The 18,318-nt window shown below is 63.4% G+C and carries 16 protein-coding genes and 1 tRNA gene; 11 read left to right on the top strand and 6 right to left on the bottom strand.

What is annotated here, in order from left to right; genetic code table 11:
• Window positions 1-8 precede the first annotated feature (8 nt).
• From N2605_RS19440 to N2605_RS19420, 5 genes are all read left to right on the top strand, one after another.
• Complete coding sequence (locus N2605_RS19440; protein ID WP_225170963.1) at window positions 9-221, top strand: hypothetical protein; 213 nt, start codon at window positions 9-11, stop codon at window positions 219-221.
• Window positions 218-1,693, top strand: a complete 1,476-nt coding sequence (gene gatA / locus N2605_RS19435) for an Asp-tRNA(Asn)/Glu-tRNA(Gln) amidotransferase subunit GatA (protein WP_260342075.1) — start codon at window positions 218-220, stop codon at window positions 1,691-1,693. Before N2605_RS19440 ends, gatA begins: the two co-directional genes overlap by 4 nt.
• Window positions 1,684-1,986, top strand: a complete 303-nt coding sequence (locus N2605_RS19430; RefSeq protein ID WP_156447234.1) for a hypothetical protein — start codon at window positions 1,684-1,686, stop codon at window positions 1,984-1,986. Before gatA ends, N2605_RS19430 begins: the two co-directional genes overlap by 10 nt.
• Window positions 1,983-3,461 (top strand): Asp-tRNA(Asn)/Glu-tRNA(Gln) amidotransferase subunit GatB, encoded by a 1,479-nt coding sequence (gene gatB, locus N2605_RS19425; RefSeq protein WP_036025527.1) that lies wholly within the window; start codon window positions 1,983-1,985, stop codon window positions 3,459-3,461. Before N2605_RS19430 ends, gatB begins: the two co-directional genes overlap by 4 nt.
• Window positions 3,462-5,032: 1,571 nt before the next feature.
• Window positions 5,033-5,299: a hypothetical protein gene (locus N2605_RS19420; RefSeq protein ID WP_260342074.1), complete on the top strand. Its 267-nt coding sequence runs from the start codon at window positions 5,033-5,035 to the stop codon at window positions 5,297-5,299.
• Window positions 5,300-5,358: 59 nt separating this feature from the next.
• Here N2605_RS19420 and N2605_RS19415 read toward each other — a convergent pair whose 3' ends face one another.
• A complete protein-coding gene (locus N2605_RS19415; protein ID WP_260342073.1) occupies window positions 5,359-7,380 on the bottom strand; it encodes an O-linked N-acetylglucosamine transferase, SPINDLY family protein in 2,022 nt (673 codons plus the stop codon).
• 528 nt (window positions 7,381-7,908) lie between these two features.
• Window positions 7,909-8,001: transfer RNA gene (locus N2605_RS19410), tRNA-Ser, on the bottom strand.
• A gap of 747 nt (window positions 8,002-8,748) precedes the next feature.
• Between N2605_RS19410 and N2605_RS19405 the strand changes: the two genes are divergently transcribed.
• Window positions 8,749-10,278 carry a porin gene (locus tag N2605_RS19405; protein ID WP_260342072.1) on the top strand — a complete coding sequence of 510 codons (1,530 nt, stop codon included), beginning with the start codon at window positions 8,749-8,751 and terminating at the stop codon, window positions 10,276-10,278.
• 129 nt (window positions 10,279-10,407) lie between these two features.
• Here N2605_RS19405 and N2605_RS19400 read toward each other — a convergent pair whose 3' ends face one another.
• A complete protein-coding gene (locus N2605_RS19400) occupies window positions 10,408-10,512 on the bottom strand; it encodes a DUF3551 domain-containing protein (RefSeq protein WP_311735305.1) in 105 nt (34 codons plus the stop codon).
• 321 nt (window positions 10,513-10,833) lie between these two features.
• Window positions 10,834-13,254 (bottom strand): lytic transglycosylase domain-containing protein, encoded by a 2,421-nt coding sequence (locus N2605_RS19395; RefSeq protein ID WP_225113879.1) that lies wholly within the window; start codon window positions 13,252-13,254, stop codon window positions 10,834-10,836.
• Window positions 13,255-13,535: 281 nt separating this feature from the next.
• Here N2605_RS19395 and dapA point away from each other — a divergent pair, with 281 nt between their 5' ends.
• Genes dapA through N2605_RS19375 form a run of 4 tightly spaced genes read left to right on the top strand, consistent with a single transcriptional unit; the run spans window position 13,536 to window position 16,025 of the window.
• On the top strand, window positions 13,536-14,426 hold the full coding sequence (gene dapA, locus N2605_RS19390; RefSeq protein ID WP_036015047.1) for a 4-hydroxy-tetrahydrodipicolinate synthase: 891 nt from the start codon (window positions 13,536-13,538) through the stop codon (window positions 14,424-14,426).
• A gap of 54 nt (window positions 14,427-14,480) precedes the next feature.
• Window positions 14,481-14,894, top strand: a complete 414-nt coding sequence (gene mscL, locus N2605_RS19385) for a large conductance mechanosensitive channel protein MscL (RefSeq protein WP_036039223.1) — start codon at window positions 14,481-14,483, stop codon at window positions 14,892-14,894.
• Window positions 14,895-14,953: 59 nt separating this feature from the next.
• Window positions 14,954-15,427, top strand: coding sequence for an SsrA-binding protein SmpB (gene smpB / locus N2605_RS19380; RefSeq protein ID WP_025036727.1), 474 nt, complete (start codon window positions 14,954-14,956; stop codon window positions 15,425-15,427).
• 4 nt (window positions 15,428-15,431) lie between these two features.
• Window positions 15,432-16,025 carry a peroxiredoxin gene (locus N2605_RS19375; RefSeq protein ID WP_260342071.1) on the top strand — a complete coding sequence of 198 codons (594 nt, stop codon included), beginning with the start codon at window positions 15,432-15,434 and terminating at the stop codon, window positions 16,023-16,025.
• Window positions 16,026-16,110: 85 nt separating this feature from the next.
• Here the strand turns inward: N2605_RS19375 and N2605_RS19370 are convergent, their stop codons facing one another.
• The gene (locus tag N2605_RS19370) at window positions 16,111-16,785 is read right to left on the bottom strand and encodes a uracil-DNA glycosylase (RefSeq protein ID WP_036025518.1); all 675 of its coding nucleotides are present in this window, start codon (window positions 16,783-16,785) and stop codon (window positions 16,111-16,113) included.
• Window positions 16,766-17,410 carry a LabA-like NYN domain-containing protein gene (locus N2605_RS19365; protein WP_036015038.1) on the bottom strand — a complete coding sequence of 215 codons (645 nt, stop codon included), beginning with the start codon at window positions 17,408-17,410 and terminating at the stop codon, window positions 16,766-16,768. Before N2605_RS19365 ends, N2605_RS19370 begins: the two co-directional genes overlap by 20 nt.
• A gap of 330 nt (window positions 17,411-17,740) precedes the next feature.
• Between N2605_RS19365 and rpoZ the strand changes: the two genes are divergently transcribed.
• Window positions 17,741-18,133, top strand: coding sequence for a DNA-directed RNA polymerase subunit omega (rpoZ, locus tag N2605_RS19360; RefSeq protein WP_007603391.1), 393 nt, complete (start codon window positions 17,741-17,743; stop codon window positions 18,131-18,133).
• Window positions 18,134-18,318: the final 185 nt, after the last annotated feature.

Genomic DNA, 18,318 nt, shown 5'->3' with positions numbered 1-18,318 from the left:
TAGATCCGATGTGCCTGCTTTGCGACGATGAGAAGGCCTATCAGGCCTACATGAATTATCTCGACAAGATGGAACGGCAGGGCAAGGCTGCCGATCCCAACATCGCCGTCAATGCCGTGCTCGACGAGATCGAGGCGGCCGCGAAAGCCGCCGCCAAAAAGGACGACCCGGCCGACGACAAGACCCTGTCTCCGTTCTTCTGCAGCCCGATCAATAAATGACCGATTTGATATCGCTGACGCTCGCCGAGGCCCGCAAGGGTCTCGCGGCAAAAACTTTCACGTCGCTCGAGCTGACCGATGCGCATCTTTCCGCGATCGAGAAAGCGCGCGTGCTCAACGCCTTCGTGATGGAAACGCCGGACCAGGCGCGCGCCATGGCGCGCGAGGCGGACAGCAAGATCGCCAAGGGCGATGCGGGCCCGCTCGCCGGCATCCCGCTCGGCATTAAGGACCTGTTCGCGACCAAGGGCGTGCGCACCACGGCGTGCTCGAAGATCCTCGGCAATTTCGTGCCGACCTACGAGTCCACCGTCACCTCGCAGCTCTGGCGCGACGGCGCGGTGATGCTCGGCAAGCTCAACAATGACGAGTTCGCGATGGGCTCGGCGAACGAGACCTCGTGCTTCGGCCCCGTCGGCAATCCCTGGCGGCGCGAGGGCAGCAACACCACGCTGGTGCCGGGCGGCTCGTCCGGCGGCTCGGCCTCGGCCGTGGCGGCGCTGCTCTGCATGGGCGCGACCGCGACTGATACAGGCGGCTCGATCCGCCAGCCGGCCGCGTTCACCGCGACCGTCGGCATCAAGCCGACCTATGGCCGCTGCTCGCGTTGGGGCATCGTCGCCTTTGCCTCCTCGCTCGACCAGGCGGGCCCTATCGCGCGCAGCGTACGCGATGCCGCGATGCTGCTGCGCTCGATGGCCGGCCACGATCCCAAGGACACGACGTCGGTCGATATCCCCGTGCCGGATTACGAGGCGGCGATCGGCAAGTCCGTGAAGGGCATGAAGATCGGCATCCCCCGGGAGTATCGCCTCGACGGCATGCCGGCCGAGATCGAGAAGCTTTGGGAAGCGGGCGCCAGGTGGCTGAAAGCGGCCGGCGCCGAGCTGGTCGAGGTGTCGCTGCCGCACACCAAATACGCGCTGCCGGCCTATTACATCGTGGCGCCGGCAGAGGCCTCGTCCAACCTGGCGCGCTATGACGGCGTGCGCTACGGCCTGCGCGAGCAGGGTAAGAACATCATCGAGCTCTACGAGAACACTCGCGCGGAGGGTTTTGGCGCGGAGGTGCGCCGCCGCGTCATGATCGGCACCTACGTGCTCTCGGCCGGCTACTACGATGCCTATTACCTGCGCGCCCAGAAGGTGCGCACGCTGATCAAGAAGGATTTTGAGGACTGCTTCGCCAAAGGCGTCGACGCCATCCTCACCCCTGCGACGCCGTCGGCGGCCTTCGGCATCGGCGAGAAGGGCGGCGCCGACCCGGTCGAGATGTATCTCAACGACATCTTCACGGTGACCGTGAACATGGCGGGCCTGCCTGGCATCGCGGTGCCCGCCGGCAAGGACGCGCAGGGCCTGCCGCTCGGGCTGCAATTGATCGGCCGTCCGTTCGATGAGGAGACGCTGTTCTCGCTCGGCGAGGTGATCGAGCAGGCCGCCGGCCGCTTCACGCCCGCGAGGTGGTGGTGAATGTCGCCGATTTCATCGCGAGTCTCGGCGGCGCGGCGCCCGCGCCGGACCTGAATGCGCCGCTCGCCGGCCTCTGGTGGGCGGCGAAGGGCGACTGGGACCGCGCGCACACGATCGTTCAGGACGAGAGCAGCCGCGAGGCCGCCTGGGTGCATGCCTATTTGCACCGTGTCGAAGGCGATCTCGGCAATGCCGGCTACTGGTATCGCCAGGCCGGGCAGCCGGCGGCAAAGGATTCATTGGAAGCGGAGTGGGAGCGGATCGCTGCCACGCTGCTCGGGAGCAGGACATGAGCACGGCCACGCACAAGCTTCTCAAGGGGTCAACGGGTGACTGGGAGATGGTCATCGGCATGGAGATCCATGCCCAGGTGACCTCGAACGCCAAACTGTTCTCGGGCGCGTCTACCGCTTTCGGCGGGGAGCCGAACAGCCACGTCTCGCTGGTCGACGTCGCGATGCCAGGCATGCTGCCGGTCATCAACGAGGAATGCGTCAGGCAGGCTGTCCGGACCGGGCTCGGCCTCAACGCGCAGATCAACCTGCGCTCGGTGTTCGACCGCAAGAACTATTTCTATCCGGACCTGCCGCAGGGCTACCAGATCAGCCAGTACAAATCGCCCATCGTGGGCGAGGGTGAGGTGATCATCGATCTCGACGGCGGCAAGACGGCCACCATAGGTATCGAGCGGCTGCATCTGGAGCAGGATCCCGGCAAGATGCTGCACGACCGGTCGCCGTCACTGTCCTACATCGATTTCAACCGCTCTGGCGTGGCGCTGATGGAGATCGTCTCGAAGCCTGATATCCGCGACGCCGAGCAGGCCAAGGCCTATGTGACCAAGCTGCGCTCGATCATGCGCTACCTCGGCACCTGCGACGGTGACATGGAGAAGGGATCCCTGCGCGCCGACGTCAACGTGTCCGTGCGCAAGCCCGGCGCGCCGCTCGGCACCCGCTGCGAGATCAAGAACATGAACTCGATCGCCTTCATCGGCCAGGCGATCGAGTATGAAGCGCGGCGCCAGATTGAGATCCTGGAGGACGGGGGCGAGATCGAGCAGGAGACGCGCCGGTTCGATCCCAACAAGGGTGAGACGCGCTCGATGCGGTCGAAGGAGGAGGCGCACGACTATCGCTATTTCCCCGACCCTGACCTGTTGCCGCTGGAGTTCAGCCAGGACTTCGTCGACGCGCTGAAGGCGAAGCTGCCGGAGCTGCCGGACCAGAAGAAGGCGCGCTTCGTCGCCGATTTCGGCCTCTCGGCCTATGATGCGAGCGTGCTGGTCGCCGAGCGCGAGAGCGCGCTGTTCTACGAGACGGTGCTCGACAAGCTCGCCAACCGCGCCCGCGACGGCAAGATGGCGGCGAACTGGGTGATCAACGAGCTGTTCGGCCGTCTCAACAAAGAAGGCCGGGATATTACGGCCTCGCCCGTCAATGCCGGGCAACTGGCTGCGATCATCGACCTGATCGGCGAGGGTACGATCTCGGGCAAGATCGCCAAGGATCTGTTCGAAATCGTCTGGCAGGAGGGTGGCGATCCCCGCGCGCTGGTCGAAAGCCGCGGCATGAAGCAGGTCACGGATCTCTCTGCGATCGAAAAGGTGGTCGACGACATCATCGCGGCCAATCCCGACAAGGCGGCGCAGGTGAAGGACAAGCCGCAATCGCTCGGCTGGTTCGTCGGCCAGGTCATGAAGGCATCCGGCGGCAAGGCCAACCCGCAGAGCGTCAACGACCTGCTCAAGTCCAAGCTCGGCGTCTAAGCCTGACGCATTCGAACGAGGTGACGGACGCGTTTCGTCACCTCGCTTTTGGTTCTCGCTGCGACGCTCGCGCGCATCCTCGACGGCAAACTTCATCCTGATCGACGGCGATGCGGCGGCCGAATCGCCGCCGCGCGATTCGCCCGAAACGGCGGCTTGAACGCGCTCCGGCGAGCGCCCGCGCCGTTAAGCATGAAAATATTTTCGTTGCCAAAAATCGCGACTCAGAGTCCGCGAAACGCCTTTGCGAGGCGACCGCACGATTGTCGATGCGCATCGCTGCGTTGGTCGCGCGCGATACGCGCGTGCGAAAAAATACTTGCTGCATAGTGTTTTCGTGCAATCGCATCGTTCGCGAACGTCGGCGATGCGAGCGCTCTGCATGATCGCAAGTGCACGTCGTACGAAGCGCCTGCGTCGCGCCCGCCAAGCGCAGGCGCCTTGCTGCGTCAACACTTCTTTAAGCGAGAAGCTGTTTTTTTCTTCGTGTTGGTGTATTCGGGATGAAGTGCATTCGATCCCCGAGTGCACGCAGCGATTAAAGCCATCTCACACATCGGAGGGCAACATGGCCAAGAAAGCGAAGAAGGCGAAGAAGGCGAAGAGCGCAGTGAAGAAGACTGCGAAGAAGACCCGCAAGGTCGCGAAGAAGAAGAAGTAACTTCGCTTCTGAAGTTGCCGGCTCCAGATAGCCGGCACGTCATCAGCGCCTCCTAGAGGTTCTGGTCGACGACAGAGGGTGTCGGCGAGACATCAGGTCAACGGTCGGACCGTTCTCTTTCGCGGTCCGGCAGAAGAAACGAGTTTTCTTCGTTCGGTGCGGTTCTCCTCAAACGGGCTCCGCAATTTCACGACAGGCCTTCGGGCCAAAGTGGAATCTGGTCCTGACGTGTTCGCCGACGCCCTCGTTCCCTTGAAGCCGGGGCATTGCCGGCATTCCTCCCCCTCACATCGTTGATTTGATCGCGTCGCGTCCGAGCGCGCTTCTGTCGTGCCGGCTTGATCGCTTGGCTTGGAGAGGCAAGGCGGCCCGTGGCGTGATCGCGCGCCGTTTCGCCCAGCGGTGTCGCCGCCCGGCTCCGACGGGCCGATCCAGCACGCGCGGCTTGTCGTGGAACGATTGCGGCCGCTGGAATACTGGGTCACCCGCCTGCCACCTTCGCCGCTTCGGCGGCCCGAGACCGCATACCGTGGAAGCCTTGGCGTAGCGAGGGCGCGGGTGACGCCAGTTGAAGAAAAGCAACCACATGACCTGCGCCACCGCGCGCGATGGTTATCGATGTCCTGAAATCCCAGGGTAAACCGAATCTGACGAATGACAGAAGCGCCTGCGAATCAGGGACTTTTTGAATTCTCGGCACAGGAGACGCGCGCCCGCGTTTACGTCTGCTTCATCGCGATGCTTAAACTGCCATTCAAATTTGCCCGCCATCATCGCCTCCAACAAGCCGGCAAACGGCGACGGGGAAGAGTTGAACAGTGCACGATCCCGTGACGGGTCATGCACATCAGAGGTTGGACGGGAGCCGCGCTCGGGGGACGAGGCGGCATAAGAACAAAGGGGATGCGTGATGTTTCAGGGTACTTTCGATCTGGAGACGGCGACGCCGGTCGATGCGAGCGCGCTGTCGGACGTGCTGTTCGAGCGCGGGATCTATTGGGCGAGCGGCCGCTCCGGCATCGTCGATCTCGTCGCCGCGCACAAATGGTTCAATCTCGCCGCGCTGAAGGGCCGCAAGGACGCCGTGGCGCTGCGCCGGGAAATCGCCGGGCAGATGTCGGAGGCCGAGATCTCCGTCGCGCAGCGTGAGGCGAGAGCCTGGGTCTGCGCGCACTGAGCGTCACTTCGCTTGGGAACCGGACCTTGACCGGGCGGCGCCACCGCGCCGAGGCGGCTTCAGGTCGAGGTTTGCACGGCAAACGAGGCCGGCGCTTCGCCCGCGCAATGCCTGCGCCAGATTTCGTCGAATGCCTTTTCGATATCCCGCGTCATGCGGACAGTATCGAAAAGCGGCCAAGTGGTCCGGCGCGCCGCCAGCTTGCTCCTGAGCGCGACGCGAAGTTCGGAATCGTGCGCGATTCGAAGTGCCAAAGCCTCATATTCCTCCAGTGATCGCGTCACCAGCTCGGGAAGGCCTACGGCGTTCAGGAGACTGGCTGCAACGCGTCCGGCAAAAGTGGTCCCAAGGCACGTCAGGACCGGCAAGCCGGCCCAGAGGGCGTCGCTGGCCCCGGTGTGTGCGTTGTAGGGCAATGTGTCCAGGAACAGATCGGCGACCTGATGGCGCGCCAAATGCTCGTCAGCAGGGACGTGCGGAGCGAACACGATTCTCTCGGCGACAATCCCCCGCGCAACGGCTTCACGCTTCAGATTCTCCGTGGCGACCGGGTCGCCATCCAGCAGCCAAAGGACGCTTCCGGGGGTCTTGTCGAGCAGCCGCATCCAGACGCCGAACAACGGGGGCGTGATCTTGGGGCTTCTGTTGAACGCGCAGTAGACGAACGCATCGTCCGCCAGTCCGAGCTGGCTCCGGCTCGGTGGATTTGACGGGAGCGGTCGCTTCGCGTCGGTCGCCTGGTAGCTATTGGGAAGATAGATCACCTTCTCGGCGTAATAAGTCTGCTCTGCTTCGGGGATGACGATCCGGTCGGCCATGAGATAGTCGAGATAGGGGGCGCCCATCGTGCCGGGAAAGCCGAGATAGCTGACCTGGATAGGAGCCGGCCGGCGCGCAATGATTTTCGGCCGTGCACCGGCGGTGAAGCCGCCGAGATCGACGAGAACCTCGATCTCGAGCTGGCCGATCAGCTTGACGACGTCCTCGTCGGCGAGATCGCTGACATCTTCAAAACGTTCGAATGCGGCCCTCAAGCGGTTGCGCATCTGGCTGTCGTCGTCGGGCCCGTGGGAGATGGCGGTGACGTCGAAGCGCTCGCGGTCGTGCGCCTCGAAGACTCCGGCCATCAAATACGCGGTGGCATGACTGCGAAAATCGGCCGACATGTACGCGACCCGGAGCCGGGACGCCGGTCTCGGCGTTCCGGGCCTGGCGGCACCCCCGTCGGGGGTCACCTTGGCGACATAGGCCTTCGCGCAGGTCAATTGGCGTGCAGGCGATGAGGAGACATGAAAGAAGGTGAAGGGGTCGACCGGCACGCCTGCCTCGGCAGCGTCTTCCATGGTGGCCTGTTCACGTTCGAAGCTGCTCCAGTCGGCGCGCTTCCGCTTGCAAGCAACGAGGTTGCTCAGCGCAAACGGGAACGTCTTATCAAGTGCGACCGTTCGTTCCAGAGCCACGATCGCTTCGTCGTCTCGCCCCAGCTGGCCAAGAACCTCAGACAACGCGAAATGGTTCTGTGGGTCGGCCGGTGCAAGCTCGATGGCGCGGGCGTAGCTGTCACGCGCTTCCTCGAGTCGACCAAGCTGCTGCAACGCGCTGCCTCGGTTTGCGAACGCGGCGCTCGACGGTGCGATCGCAATGGCGCGATCAAACTCGGCTATGGCGTCGCGAAGCTGCTGCCGTGCAATGAGGATCGCTCCGCGATTGAGATGCGCGTCCGCGAAGTTCGGAGCCAGGGCGATTACTTTCGCAAGCCAGACGAGCGCATCGTCCGGCTTGTCCAGCGCGCGCAGCACGTTGGCATAGTTGAAAAGAACGTCGGGATTGCCGGGGTCGACGCGTGCAGCCTTCTTCAGCAAAGGCTCGGCATCCGCAAAATGGCCGCGTTGGGCGTGCAACAGCCCCAGCATATGGAGCGCGACGGCATGCGTTCTGCTTCCCTTCAGAATGGTCGTGTAGGCCCGTTCCGCTTCCGACAGATTGCCCGAACGGTGCGCCGCAATTGCCTGGTCCAGAATAGCTGACGGATGGAGTGAGGAGGGGGCCGAGGCTCCCTTGTTGCGGCCTTGTTGCGACATGCAATGGGTTCTCGACCCGACGTAGGGGGGTCTGTGCTCGGGCGAAATGGTGCAAAAACTCTAGTCACCTTTGCCGGCGAGAACAACGGCCGCGCCGCCTGCGCTCATTCGCACGGGCGGACGCGCTTGCGCTGGAGCAAGTTTCTTCTTCATGGCGTCGCCTAGAATCCGACGGCATGAGCAACCAGGCTACGAATGGACGATGGCTGCCGATTCAGATCGCTCCCGACGAGTGCGACCTGGAACTCGGGCGTCTGCACAAAACAGGTATTGTGCCATGGTCCTTTCCATGCCGGCGTAAGGGCGGCATCTGGTTCAATGTTTGGGCCGATGAGGCCGTGCTGATAGCGCCCTCGCATTGGCGGGTCTGGCGATCCGGCATTTAGGTGGGGGCTCACATATATAAGGAGCGCGCGAATCGCGCGGGCTCGCCGCCCTCATCTTGTGCGGAACTTTCGTACCGGCGTCGCCCATCGCCTTCCGCTGGACGCGCGCAGCGACCTTGATTCTGCTTCCGGGATTCTGGGGTGGCGGAGAGGGAGGGATTCGAACCCTCGATACAGCTTGAGACCGTATGACGCTTTAGCAAAGCGTTGCCTTCAGCCACTCGGCCACCTCTCCGGTGCGAGCCTTATGCATCTATTTGCTCGGGCTGGTCAATTTGGAAGCGCGTGTTTTAGCTCGAATATTCCCAGCGATTTGCGAAACGAGACGGGTTTGCGCTCGGATCAGGGCGTGGCGCTGAATTTTCGAGGAAATTCAAAGGTGCAAAGAAGGACTAGCACCTCTGCGTCCTCGCTCGCCGAGCTGTCCGGCCCGATTATCCCGCCAGCGTGACTTCCATATAGAGAGTGATGGCGAGCCCCGGACGGCGGAGGTATTTGCAGGCTGCCTGCGTCAGATTGCGCGACGGGGAGGCGGTCGATGCCTGCCCATTGAGTCTCCTTCTGATTCCACGATTCGAGCGCCTCAAAGCTGGCTCAAGCCGAGCGCTCGCGCGCGGCGCCTCATGTGCGGAACTTTGATGGCATTTGGAACCGCCCCGAAAACATCAATGTAAACAATGCGTTACGAGAGCTGTTTGATCACATCTGCGTGTTATTTGTGCAACACCCGTTGGAAAACACGCTGCACCGGCCCGTTTCGGAGCGTTCTCTTGTTGTGTGTGCAAGGACGTTCGGTAATTGTGACTGAGCGACGGAGGGGGGCATCCCGAGGTCGTCCCGTTTAGGTCATTCGCTTAAGTCCCTCGCGTTCATGCGGGTGTGTCCGAAGACGCGAAGGGGCCGAAAGCGGTGATTTAGAGGGGGTTGGGGAATTGGCCGTCCGGTCAGTGACCTTCCCTGAAGAGCAACTTGGAGGTTTAACATGAAGTTGGTTAAGAGCCTTTTGCTCGGCTCAGCGGCGGGTCTAATCGCCGTGGGCGGAGCTCAGGCAGCCGATCTCCCCGTGAAGGCCAAGGCGGTCGAGTACGTGAAGATCTGCTCCCTGTACGGTGCTGGATTCTACTACATCCCGGGCACCGACACCTGCATCAAGTTCGGCGGTTATCTGCGTGCCGACATGCTGTTTAACACGAACAGCGACTACGGCATTGGCCAGGGTGCTCCCGGCGGCGCCAACAACCGTCTGGACAACTACTATCAGACCCGCGCTCGTTTGGACTTCACCATCGATACCCGTACGGCAACCGAGTACGGCGTGGTCCGCACCTATGCCGATACGGTCTTCAGCTGGGATTCGACTTCCACGACCTTCAGCAGTCCCTCGACCATCTCGCCCGGTTCGGCCTCGCTCGGCCTCTACCATGCGTTCATCCAGTTCGCTGGTTTCACCTTCGGCCGCACCGTCTCGATCTTCGACGCACCGTGGCAGAGCTATCCGGCTGGCGGTCCCGACTTCCTTCCGGGCGGCAGCAACAACGTCACCGGTGTGAACCAGGTCGCCTACACGGCTGATTTCGGCCAGGGCATCACGGGTTCGGTCGCGTTGCAGGATATGACGACCGCCGCTGGCGGCCAGTCCAACCTCTGGAACGCGAGCGTGACGGGCGTTGCCGGTGCAGTGGGTGGCTTCGCCACGACTGCAGCTGCGGGCGCTGCCTTCATCCAGGGCATCTACGGTGTCAACGATTGGGGTGGCACGCGCATGCCCGACATCGTCGGTCAGGTTCGTGTCGATCAGGCTTGGGGTCTGTTCCAGATCTCGGCGGCGGCGCACGAACTCCACTCGGCTTATTACGGTACGACGGAGCTCACGGGTCATCCGTCGGACAAGTGGGGCTGGGCGGTGCAAGGTGCCTTGTCGATCAAGAACATCCCGACTGGTGCGGGTGACTCGATCAACTTGCAGGCGGTCTACACCGACGGTGCTTCGCGGTACAACTTCCAGAGCCTGTTCCCGCAGACCATCTTCATCTACGGCGGCAGCGGCATCGCTTATCAGAGCATCGGCTTCGCCGGTATCGCTGATGGCGTGTTCGGTTCCGGTCTCGGTATCGAGACCGTCAAGACCTGGGGCTTCCGCGGTGGTTATACCCACAACTGGTCCCCGAACTGGGCGTCGGGCATCTACGGTGCTTATGCTTCGCTCCGCTACGGCGATCAAAGCAAGGCTCTGATCTGCGCCAACTTCGCTGCTGCTCTGGCCCCCGCCGCTGGCTCGACCTGTAACCCCGACTTCAACCTTGCGGTTATCGGCGGCAACTTGGTCTGGACTCCGGTCAAGGGTCTCGCCTTCACGGCTGACGTGAGCTACGTCTGGCTCGACCAGAAGCACTCTGGCGTTGTCACGGGCGCCAACACGGCCAACCTGGCTGTTGCCAAGCCCGCAGCGACCTACGAGCTGAAGGATCAGGGCAACCTGCAGATGCTCCTGCGCGCTCAGCGCAACTTCTAAGATCGACCCTAGGTTGATCCATGAACCCCGGCAGGAAACTGCCGGGGTTTTTCTTTGGAGCGTAGCGCTTCGCCTAACGTGCGGACCTTGTTGGCTCGCAAGCTGGAATGTCGGCAAAGTGCTATCAAACTACCATCTCAGGCCCTTCCACTCCTTGAAGGCATAGGTCGGGTTGAGACCGCAGGCATCGATTGTGCCCGACGCGGTCGCCATGCACTGGCTGTAATTGGACAACTGGCAGTTGCCAGGATTCTCCCAACGCCGTTCTTGCAGGCAATAGCGATTCTGGATGCCGGTTACCTGTGGCTGGGCAGGATGGCGGTTCTTGCCGAAGGGGGGAGCCGCCGGTCGCGAGGCCCGACGAGATCACGGCTGCGAACAGGAACGCACCGACCACGCGCAGCGTGACACGTTCCCAGCCTTGTGAGGCATAAGCTAACCGGTGCGTGGGAACGCTTGGCGCAATTCTATCGTCAGGTCGCTGGTGCCGTCGACGAATCCTGCCGAGCCCTGCCCAGCAACCAGGCTCTGATTCTAACGGGCCATCGACGCCCGTTACTGCACGCTGACGGCGCCGCGGCGCAGATCGGCTTCGATCTGCAAGCGGGTGCCGCCGCCGAAACGGGCGCGGTAGACTTGAAGGTTTTCCATGATCCGCTGCACATAGTTGCGCGTCTCGGAGAACGGAATCAGCTCGACCCAGTCGACCGCGTCGACCTTGGGGTCGCGCGGATCGCCGTAACGCTCGACCCACTTCTTCACGCTGCCGCGGCCGGCATTGTAGGCGGCGAACGTCATGATGTAGGAGCCGCGATAATCCTCGAGCAGTCCGCCGAGCTCGGCCGAGCCGAGCGTGGCGTTGTAGACGGAGTCGTTCTTCAGCCGCCCCAGGTCGTAGGTTGCGCCGTGGCGCTTGCAGACGTAGCGGGCGGCATCCGGCGTCACCTGCATCAGCCCGTAGGCCTGCGCCGGCGAGACCACCGACGGGTTGAACGCGCTCTCCTGCCGCGCAATCGCATAGATGATGCTGCGTTCGACCTCGGGGCCGATCGGCGTGAACTGAGGGATGCCGTTGACGGGGTAGGCGTAGAAGTCGAACGGGAGGCCGCGGTTGAGCGCGGCCTTGCCGAGCAGCAGCATGCCGCGCGCGTCGCTGTAGCGCTGGGTGAGCTCGCCGAGGCCCGCGAGCGCCTCGGGATCGCCGTTCTCGCCCATGTCGGCGAGCAGCGGTATCGCGAACTCGCGCTCGTCCAGCTCGTAGAGCAGTTGCGCGGCGCGCACGATCTCGAGCCGCTCGGCGCCGCGACCGCGCGGCTGGCTGTTGAGCTCGATCTGCGGCAGGCCGAGCTTTGCGCGCGCGAGCTGGCCGTAATAGCTGGTCGATTGCTCGGCCGCCCGCGCATAGGCATTGCGTGCCTCCTGCTGGCGGCCCATCGCCTCGGCAGCGCGGCCCTGCCAATAGCCGGCACGCGCCAGCGCGGTGGGATTGACGCTGCCGACGCCGATGCGAGCAAAATGCTGGGCGGCGGTCGCGGGATCGTTGAGGAAGCGCAGCGCGATCCAGCCGGCGGTGAACTCCTGCTCGGTCTTGTAGATGTCGCGCGAGGGCAGGGCGGCGTCGCGCGCGATCAGATAGGCGCTGCGGAATTCCTCGGTGTCGATCATCTTGCGGGCCAGGAGGCGCCGCTCGATCCACCATTCATCGAGATTGTGGAGGCGACCCGGATCCTTCGGCGCCGACAGCATCAGCTGGGCGGCTTCAGTGAACTTCTCCTCGCGGCGCAGCAGCTGGATCTTGCTGAAGATGAAGCCGGGATCGCCGTGCAGCTCGCGCGGCACGGCATCGAGCAGCGCCCGCGCGTTCGGCGCTTTCTTGACCGCGGCGATGCGGGCCTTGGCGAGCGCGACATAGCCGGCGCCGAGACGCTTGGCGGCGCGTAGCGCCGCCTCGTTCTCGCTGCCGTAGAGCAGGTTGTCCATCCGCGCTTTCTGGTCGCCTGGCGTGAGCAGGGCGCCGAACTGGTCGAGCGCGTTGTTCTCGGTGTCCTCCGACATCGGATCGGCGCGCCAGGCGTCGCGCACCAGCCGCTCGGCATTGGCGCGGTCGCCGCGCGCCAGCATCGCCCTGGCCAGCGTGAAGCGTCCCTTGGCGGAGATCGGCGATTCGTTCTCGAACCACGACCACGCGACCGACTCGTCGCGCCTGTCGTCCCACATCGCGGCCTCGAGGCGCCGGCGCAGGAAGGTCTGCGATGGCCAGCTCGGATTGGCTGAGAGGAAGGCGCGATAGCGTTCCACGGTCGCGCCGTTGTCCTCGCTGCGCAGGATGATCCATTCGGCGAGCTTTCGCGCGACCGGATCGGAGATGCCGGCCGCGGCATTGGTGGCGTCGCCGGCCTTGCGCTTGCGCACGAGCTCGATGACGCTCTCCAGGGTGTCCTTGTCAGCCTGCGACGTCGACGACGTCGCAGCCACGGCGGCCGGGATGACCGGCTTGCGCGGCGCTGCATGCTGGCGCGTTGCAGGCGCCAGTATGGGAGCTGCGGCCGGTCTGGCCGGGGCCGGCGCAGTCGGTTTGACGGTGGCAGTCACGGCCGGGGCGGGGGCTGCCTTGGGCGGCGAGCCGCTCGCAGTCGGCGCTGCCTTAGGTGCAGCTGCAGGGGTCGTGGCAGCAGGAGCGGTAGCCGCAGGCTTGGATTTGTCTTTGGGCTTGTCCTTCGCCGGTTCCTTGCTGGCGTTCTTGCCGGCATCCGGCTTCTTCGCGGCGTCCTTGGCGGGGGTGCCGAGCGTACCCTTTGCGGCCTTCGCGGCGTCCTTGCCGGTTCCCTTGGCTGTATCCTTCGCCGTTTCCTTGGTTGATCCTTTGGCCGGGCCATTCGAGGCGTCCTTGGCTGCTGGCTTGGCGGGATCCTTGGTCTCCGCGGCCGTCTCGTTGGACTTGGCGAACGCGGCGCAGTCCATCGACAGCCCGGCCATCAGGCACAATGCCATACTCAGGGATCGCCACGCGGCAGATGCAAAGGAGGTCACGGCGTTTCGTCGCCCCGAATCAGTGAAGTGGCTCAAGACCTAGCTGAATTTGCTTGAATATGCGGAGAAAATACCAACAGCCGCTTACCTCGGGCCGATTTGCACCAGCACCGCGGCAAAATCGCGGCCTAAACCCAGCCTGGCACCGACCCCGGGTCTTTTACCGGCCGGATAGACCCGATATGAAGGGGGCTTGCTCAAGAGATCGCCGCGTACGGAGGAAGTCCATGGCAGCCAAGACGAAATTCCGAGGGTCGTTCACCGCCTTGGTCACCCCGTTCAAGAACGGCTCGCTCGACGAGGCGGCATTCCGCTCCCTGGTCAATTGGCAGATCTCCGAGGGCACCAATGGCCTCGTTCCGGTCGGCACCACCGGCGAGAGCCCGACGCTCAGCCATGACGAGCACAAGAAGGTCGTGGAATGGTGCATCGCTGAAGCCAAGGGCCGCGTGCCCGTCATCGCCGGCGCCGGCTCCAACTCGACCAAGGAGGCGATCGAGCTCTCCCAGCACGCCGAAAAGGCGGGCGCGGACGCCGTGCTGATCGTCACGCCCTATTACAACAAGCCGACGCAAGAAGGCATGTACCAGCACTTCAAGGCGATCAACGATGCGATCGGCATTCCGATCATCATCTACAACATCCCACCGCGCTCGGTGATCGACATGTCGGTCGACACCATGAAGCGGCTGTGGGAGCTGAAGAACATCGCCGGGGTCAAGGACGCCACCGCCAGCATGGTCCGCGTGTCGCAGCAGCGCGCGGCGATGGGCGAGGACTTCAACCAGCTCTCGGGCGAGGACGCCACCATCATCGGCTACATGGCCCATGGCGGCCATGGCTGCATCTCGGTGACCTCGAACGTCGCGCCGCGCCTGTGCTCGGAGTTCCACGCCGCCTGGCAGAAGGGCGACACCAAGGCGGCGCTCGCGATCCACGACAAGCTGATGCCGCTGCACAACAACCTCTTCATCGAGAGCAATCCGGCGCCGATCAAGTACGCGATGTCGCTGCTCGGCAAGCTGGACGAGACGCTGCGGCTGCCGATGGTTCCGGTGTCCGAGCCGACGCGGGTTGCCGTGCGCAGCGCGATGGTTCACGCCGGTCTGGTCAACTGACGCATTAGCCGTTCGGGGGAGCCTTTCATGAGCCTGGAGGAAAAGGGCGCGCGGATGCTCAAGGAGTTCCGCGAGTTCGCCATGAAGGGCAACGTCGTCGATCTCGCGGTCGGCGTCATCATCGGCGCGGCCTTCGGCGGCATCGTCACCTCGCTGGTCGGTGACGTCATCATGCCGATCATCGGCGCGGTCACCGGTGGCCTCGACTTCTCGAACTACTTCATCCCCTTGTCGAAGGCGGTCACCGCAACCAACTTGGCGGATGCCAAAAAGCAAGGCGCCGTCCTTGCTTACGGCAGCTTCCTGACGCTGACGATCAACTTCATCATCGTCGCCTTCGTGCTGTTCCTGGTAATCCGCGCCATGAATACGCTGAAGCGCAAGGAGGAGGCGGCACCCGCTGCTCCGCCAAAGCCGTCGGCCGAGGTCGAGCTGCTGACGGAGATCCGCGATCTCCTCAAGAAGTGACGCGTCCACTTCATCCGAACTGTTAGAATCCGAGCGCATCTCGATCAGGTTTGCCCGTCATGGCCGATAAGAACGAACGTCCGATCAAGGTGATGGCGGAAAATCGCAAGGCGCGTTTCAACTACGCCATCGAGGACACGATCGAGGCGGGCATTGCGCTGACCGGCACTGAGGTCAAGTCGATCCGCAACGGCAAGAGCACGATCGCGGAATCCTATGCCGATTCCAAGAACGGCGAGATCTGGCTGATCAACGCCACCATTCCCGAATACCTGCAGGGCAACCGCTTCAACCACGAGCCCAAGCGGCCGCGAAAGCTGCTGCTCCACCGCCGGCAGATCAACAAGCTGATCGGCGCGGTCGACCGCGAGGGCATGACGCTGATCCCGCTCAAGCTTTACTTCAACGAGCGCGGCCGGGCCAAGCTGCAGCTGGCGGTTGCGAAGGGCAAGAAGCTGCACGACAAGCGCGAGTCCGAGAAGAAGCGCGACTGGAGCCGGGAGAAGGGCAGGCTGCTGCGGGCGAGGGGATGACGAGATGAATCAACGGAACCTGCTCGAGGTCGACTGGAGCCAGATTCCCGCGCCTTCCGACGATGGCGCCACCGCGCATCTCGAAGGCATGACGTTGCCGCCGATTGGCCTGCTCGCGACCGACGACACATCGGTCACCCTGTCGGCTTTGCGCGGCCGCACCGTGGTGTTCGCCTATCCCCGCACCGGCGAGCCCGGCAAGATCGCGCTGGTCGATGATTGGGACATGATCCCCGGAGCGCGCGGCTGCACGCCCCAGACCTGCGCCTTTCGCGATCTCTACGCCGAGCTGAAGGCCGCCGGCGCCGCGCATGTGTTCGGCCTCTCGACCCAGAGCAACGACTATCAGATCGAGATGGCGTCGCGCCTGCATCTGCCGTTCCCGGTGCTTTCGGACGAGAAGCTGGCGCTGACGCGCGCCTTGAACTTGCCGACCATGGAGGTCGCGGGCCTGACGCTGATCAAGCGCCTCGCGCTTGTTATCGACGACGCCAGGATCACGCACGTGTTCTATCCGGTGTTTCCGCCCGACCGGAACGCCGGCGACGTGCTGGCCTGGCTCAAGGCAAATCCCGTCAATAAGGCGCGATGCGATTAGGATGAATCGTCATCGCGCTTTAGCTTATTGTTTGAGCATGATCTTTTCGGAAAACCGCTACGCACTTTTCCGGATCATGCTCTAGCTAATCGAGATCCGCCTTCACCTTCGCGAACACGGATCTGAACATGTCTGGCGTCAGCACGCCGGTGTTCGTGTTGTAGCGGGAGCAGTGATAGCTGTCGTAGAGCCTGAACGCGCCGGCCTGATGCACCGCGCCGTGGCCGAAGGGGGCTTGCGAGGCCTTCAAATTCAGCGGCTTGAGCACGCTGTCGTGCGCAATTCGCCCGAGCGCGACGATCGCGCGCAGCTTCGGCATCGTCGCCAGATTGGCCACGAGAAACTGGCGGCAGGTGTTGATCTCGATCGGCAGCGGCTTGTTCTGCGGCGGCACGCAATGCACGGCATTGGCGATCCGGCAGTCGACGAGTTTCAGGCCGTCGTCGGGACGCGCCTGATAGGTGCCCCTCGCAAAGCCGTATTCGATCAGCGTGGCATAGAGCAGGTCGCCGGCATAATCGCCCGTGAACGGCCGCCCCGTGCGGTTGGCGCCCTGCATTCCCGGGGCGAGGCCCACGATCAGGAGGCGGGCCTTGATGTCGCCGAAGGGCGCAACCGGCGCATTGTGCCACGAGGGCTCGCGCGCGCGGTTCGCCTCGCGGAAGGCGACCAGGCGCGGGCAGAGCGGGCAGTCACGGTCGGGAACGATTGTGAGAGGCTGGCGGCTTGACCGGGCCGCCTCACTCCTCGAAGTCGTCATCGCCCCTCGGCGCCGTCGTGGTCGCGCGCTGGAGGAATTGCGGGGCGTGGTGGCGTTCACCACGCTCGCCGCGGTCACGCGGGGCGGGGCGCTCGGACGGATCGCGGCCGAGCTTGGATTGCAGCTCGACGAGGTCGGTGAAGACGTCGGCCTGGCGGCGCAGCTCGTCGGCGATCATCGGCGGCTGGCTGGCGATGGTGGAGACCACCGTGACCCGCACGCCGCGGCGCTGGACGGCCTCGACCAGGGAGCGGAAGTCGCCGTCACCCGAGAACAGCACCATCTGGTCGATGTGCTCGGCGAGCTCCATGGCGTCGACGGCGAGCTCGATGTCCATGTTGCCCTTCACCTTGCGGCGCCCGGAGGCGTCGATGAATTCCTTGGTCGCCTTGGTGACGACCGTGTAGCCGTTGTAGTCCAGCCAGTCGATCAGCGGGCGGATCGAGGAGTATTCCTGGTCCTCGATGATGGCGGTGTAATAGAACGCCCGCAATAACGTCCCGCGGCTCTGAAACTCCTTCAGCAGGCGCTTGTAGTCGATGTCGAAGCCGAGGGTTTTCGCCGTCGCGTAGAGATTGGCCCCGTCGATGAAGAGCGCGATCTTGTTGGTAGGAGAAGGTGACATTCAGTTTGCTCGCGTAGCGTTCGTGATTGATCGTTTTTTGTTGGCGCGGCGACAACAGGCCGCGCAGTTCTAGAGTGCCGCAGAAACCCGTCGAAACCGCAAATCCGGAGAAGTCGGGGCAATCAAGGTATAGTTATGGCGGACTTGCATACACCCCGGGGCCGCCCCCAACGGCAGCCCGGAAAACCACCCGTCCCAGCCCCAATGTGGGGGTAGCAGAGCGGTTTGGCGAGGCCAAATCACAAAATGGTCTTGCGAAACCGTCCCGGCCCCTATAACTAGCCCCAATCATCCACATATTTCGTCCCACCCACAACGGAGCGACAGTCCATGGCTCGCGTCACCGTAGAAGATTGTATCGACAAGGTCGACAACCGGTTTGACTTGGTCCTGCTGGCCGCCCACCGTGCCCGCATGATTTCATCCGGTTCACAACTAACGGTTGACCGCGATAACGACAAGAACCCTGTTGTGTCTTTGCGTGAAATTGCCGAGACGACGATCTCGCCGGAGGACCTCCGCGAGGAGCTGGTCCACTCGTTGCAGAAGTTCGTCGAGGTGGACGAGCCCGAGCCGGATACAGTGCCGCTGATCGGTTCCGCGGGGGCAAGCGTCGATGCCGACGACACCGAGGTCGCCGTGGAGCGCATGACCGAGGAGGAGCTGCTGAAGGGCCTGGAAGGCCTCGCGCCTCCCGAGGAGCAGCCCGAGGAAGACGAGTAATTCCTCCATCGCGATCATCTTCTTCTTGTGATCATATCAAAGGCCCGAACGATCGTTCGGGCCTTTGCTTTTGTTGACCTTTTCGTGGTTACCATAGCGCTGCGGTCGGTGCTTGGCCCTGTCACTGAATTGATCGGACACGAGCGCGATCGGAGTTAGGATATATGCAGCGGGCCGGCTCAAGC

Origin of the sequence: Bradyrhizobium yuanmingense (assembly GCF_025200905.1) — a bacterium.
Classification (GTDB): Bacteria; Pseudomonadota; Alphaproteobacteria; order Rhizobiales; family Xanthobacteraceae; genus Bradyrhizobium; species Bradyrhizobium yuanmingense.
This window is presented reverse-complemented; position numbering and strand designations above follow the sequence as displayed.

Bases quoted from the DNA above. Each gene is read 5' to 3' on its own strand.
- N2605_RS19365 (WP_036015038.1), bottom strand. From the start codon at position 17,410: ATGTCACCTTCTCCTACCAACAAGATCGCGCTCTTCATCGACGGGGCC.
- N2605_RS19415 (WP_260342073.1), bottom strand. From the start codon at position 7,380: ATGTCGCAACAAGGCCGCAACAAGGGAGCCTCGGCCCCCTCCTCACTC.
- dapA (WP_036015047.1), top strand. From the start codon at position 13,536: ATGGCAGCCAAGACGAAATTCCGAGGGTCGTTCACCGCCTTGGTCACC.
- gatB (WP_036025527.1), top strand. From the start codon at position 1,983: ATGAGCACGGCCACGCACAAGCTTCTCAAGGGGTCAACGGGTGACTGG.
- rpoZ (WP_007603391.1), top strand. From the start codon at position 17,741: ATGGCTCGCGTCACCGTAGAAGATTGTATCGACAAGGTCGACAACCGG.
- N2605_RS19395 (WP_225113879.1), bottom strand. From the start codon at position 13,254: ATGGCCGGGCTGTCGATGGACTGCGCCGCGTTCGCCAAGTCCAACGAG.
- N2605_RS19370 (WP_036025518.1), bottom strand. From the start codon at position 16,785: ATGACGACTTCGAGGAGTGAGGCGGCCCGGTCAAGCCGCCAGCCTCTC.
- N2605_RS19405 (WP_260342072.1), top strand. From the start codon at position 8,749: ATGAAGTTGGTTAAGAGCCTTTTGCTCGGCTCAGCGGCGGGTCTAATC.
- N2605_RS19420 (WP_260342074.1), top strand. From the start codon at position 5,033: ATGTTTCAGGGTACTTTCGATCTGGAGACGGCGACGCCGGTCGATGCG.
- smpB (WP_025036727.1), top strand. From the start codon at position 14,954: ATGGCCGATAAGAACGAACGTCCGATCAAGGTGATGGCGGAAAATCGC.
- mscL (WP_036039223.1), top strand. From the start codon at position 14,481: ATGCTCAAGGAGTTCCGCGAGTTCGCCATGAAGGGCAACGTCGTCGAT.
- N2605_RS19375 (WP_260342071.1), top strand. From the start codon at position 15,432: ATGAATCAACGGAACCTGCTCGAGGTCGACTGGAGCCAGATTCCCGCG.
- gatA (WP_260342075.1), top strand. From the start codon at position 218: ATGACCGATTTGATATCGCTGACGCTCGCCGAGGCCCGCAAGGGTCTC.
- N2605_RS19440 (WP_225170963.1), top strand. From the start codon at position 9: ATGTGCCTGCTTTGCGACGATGAGAAGGCCTATCAGGCCTACATGAAT.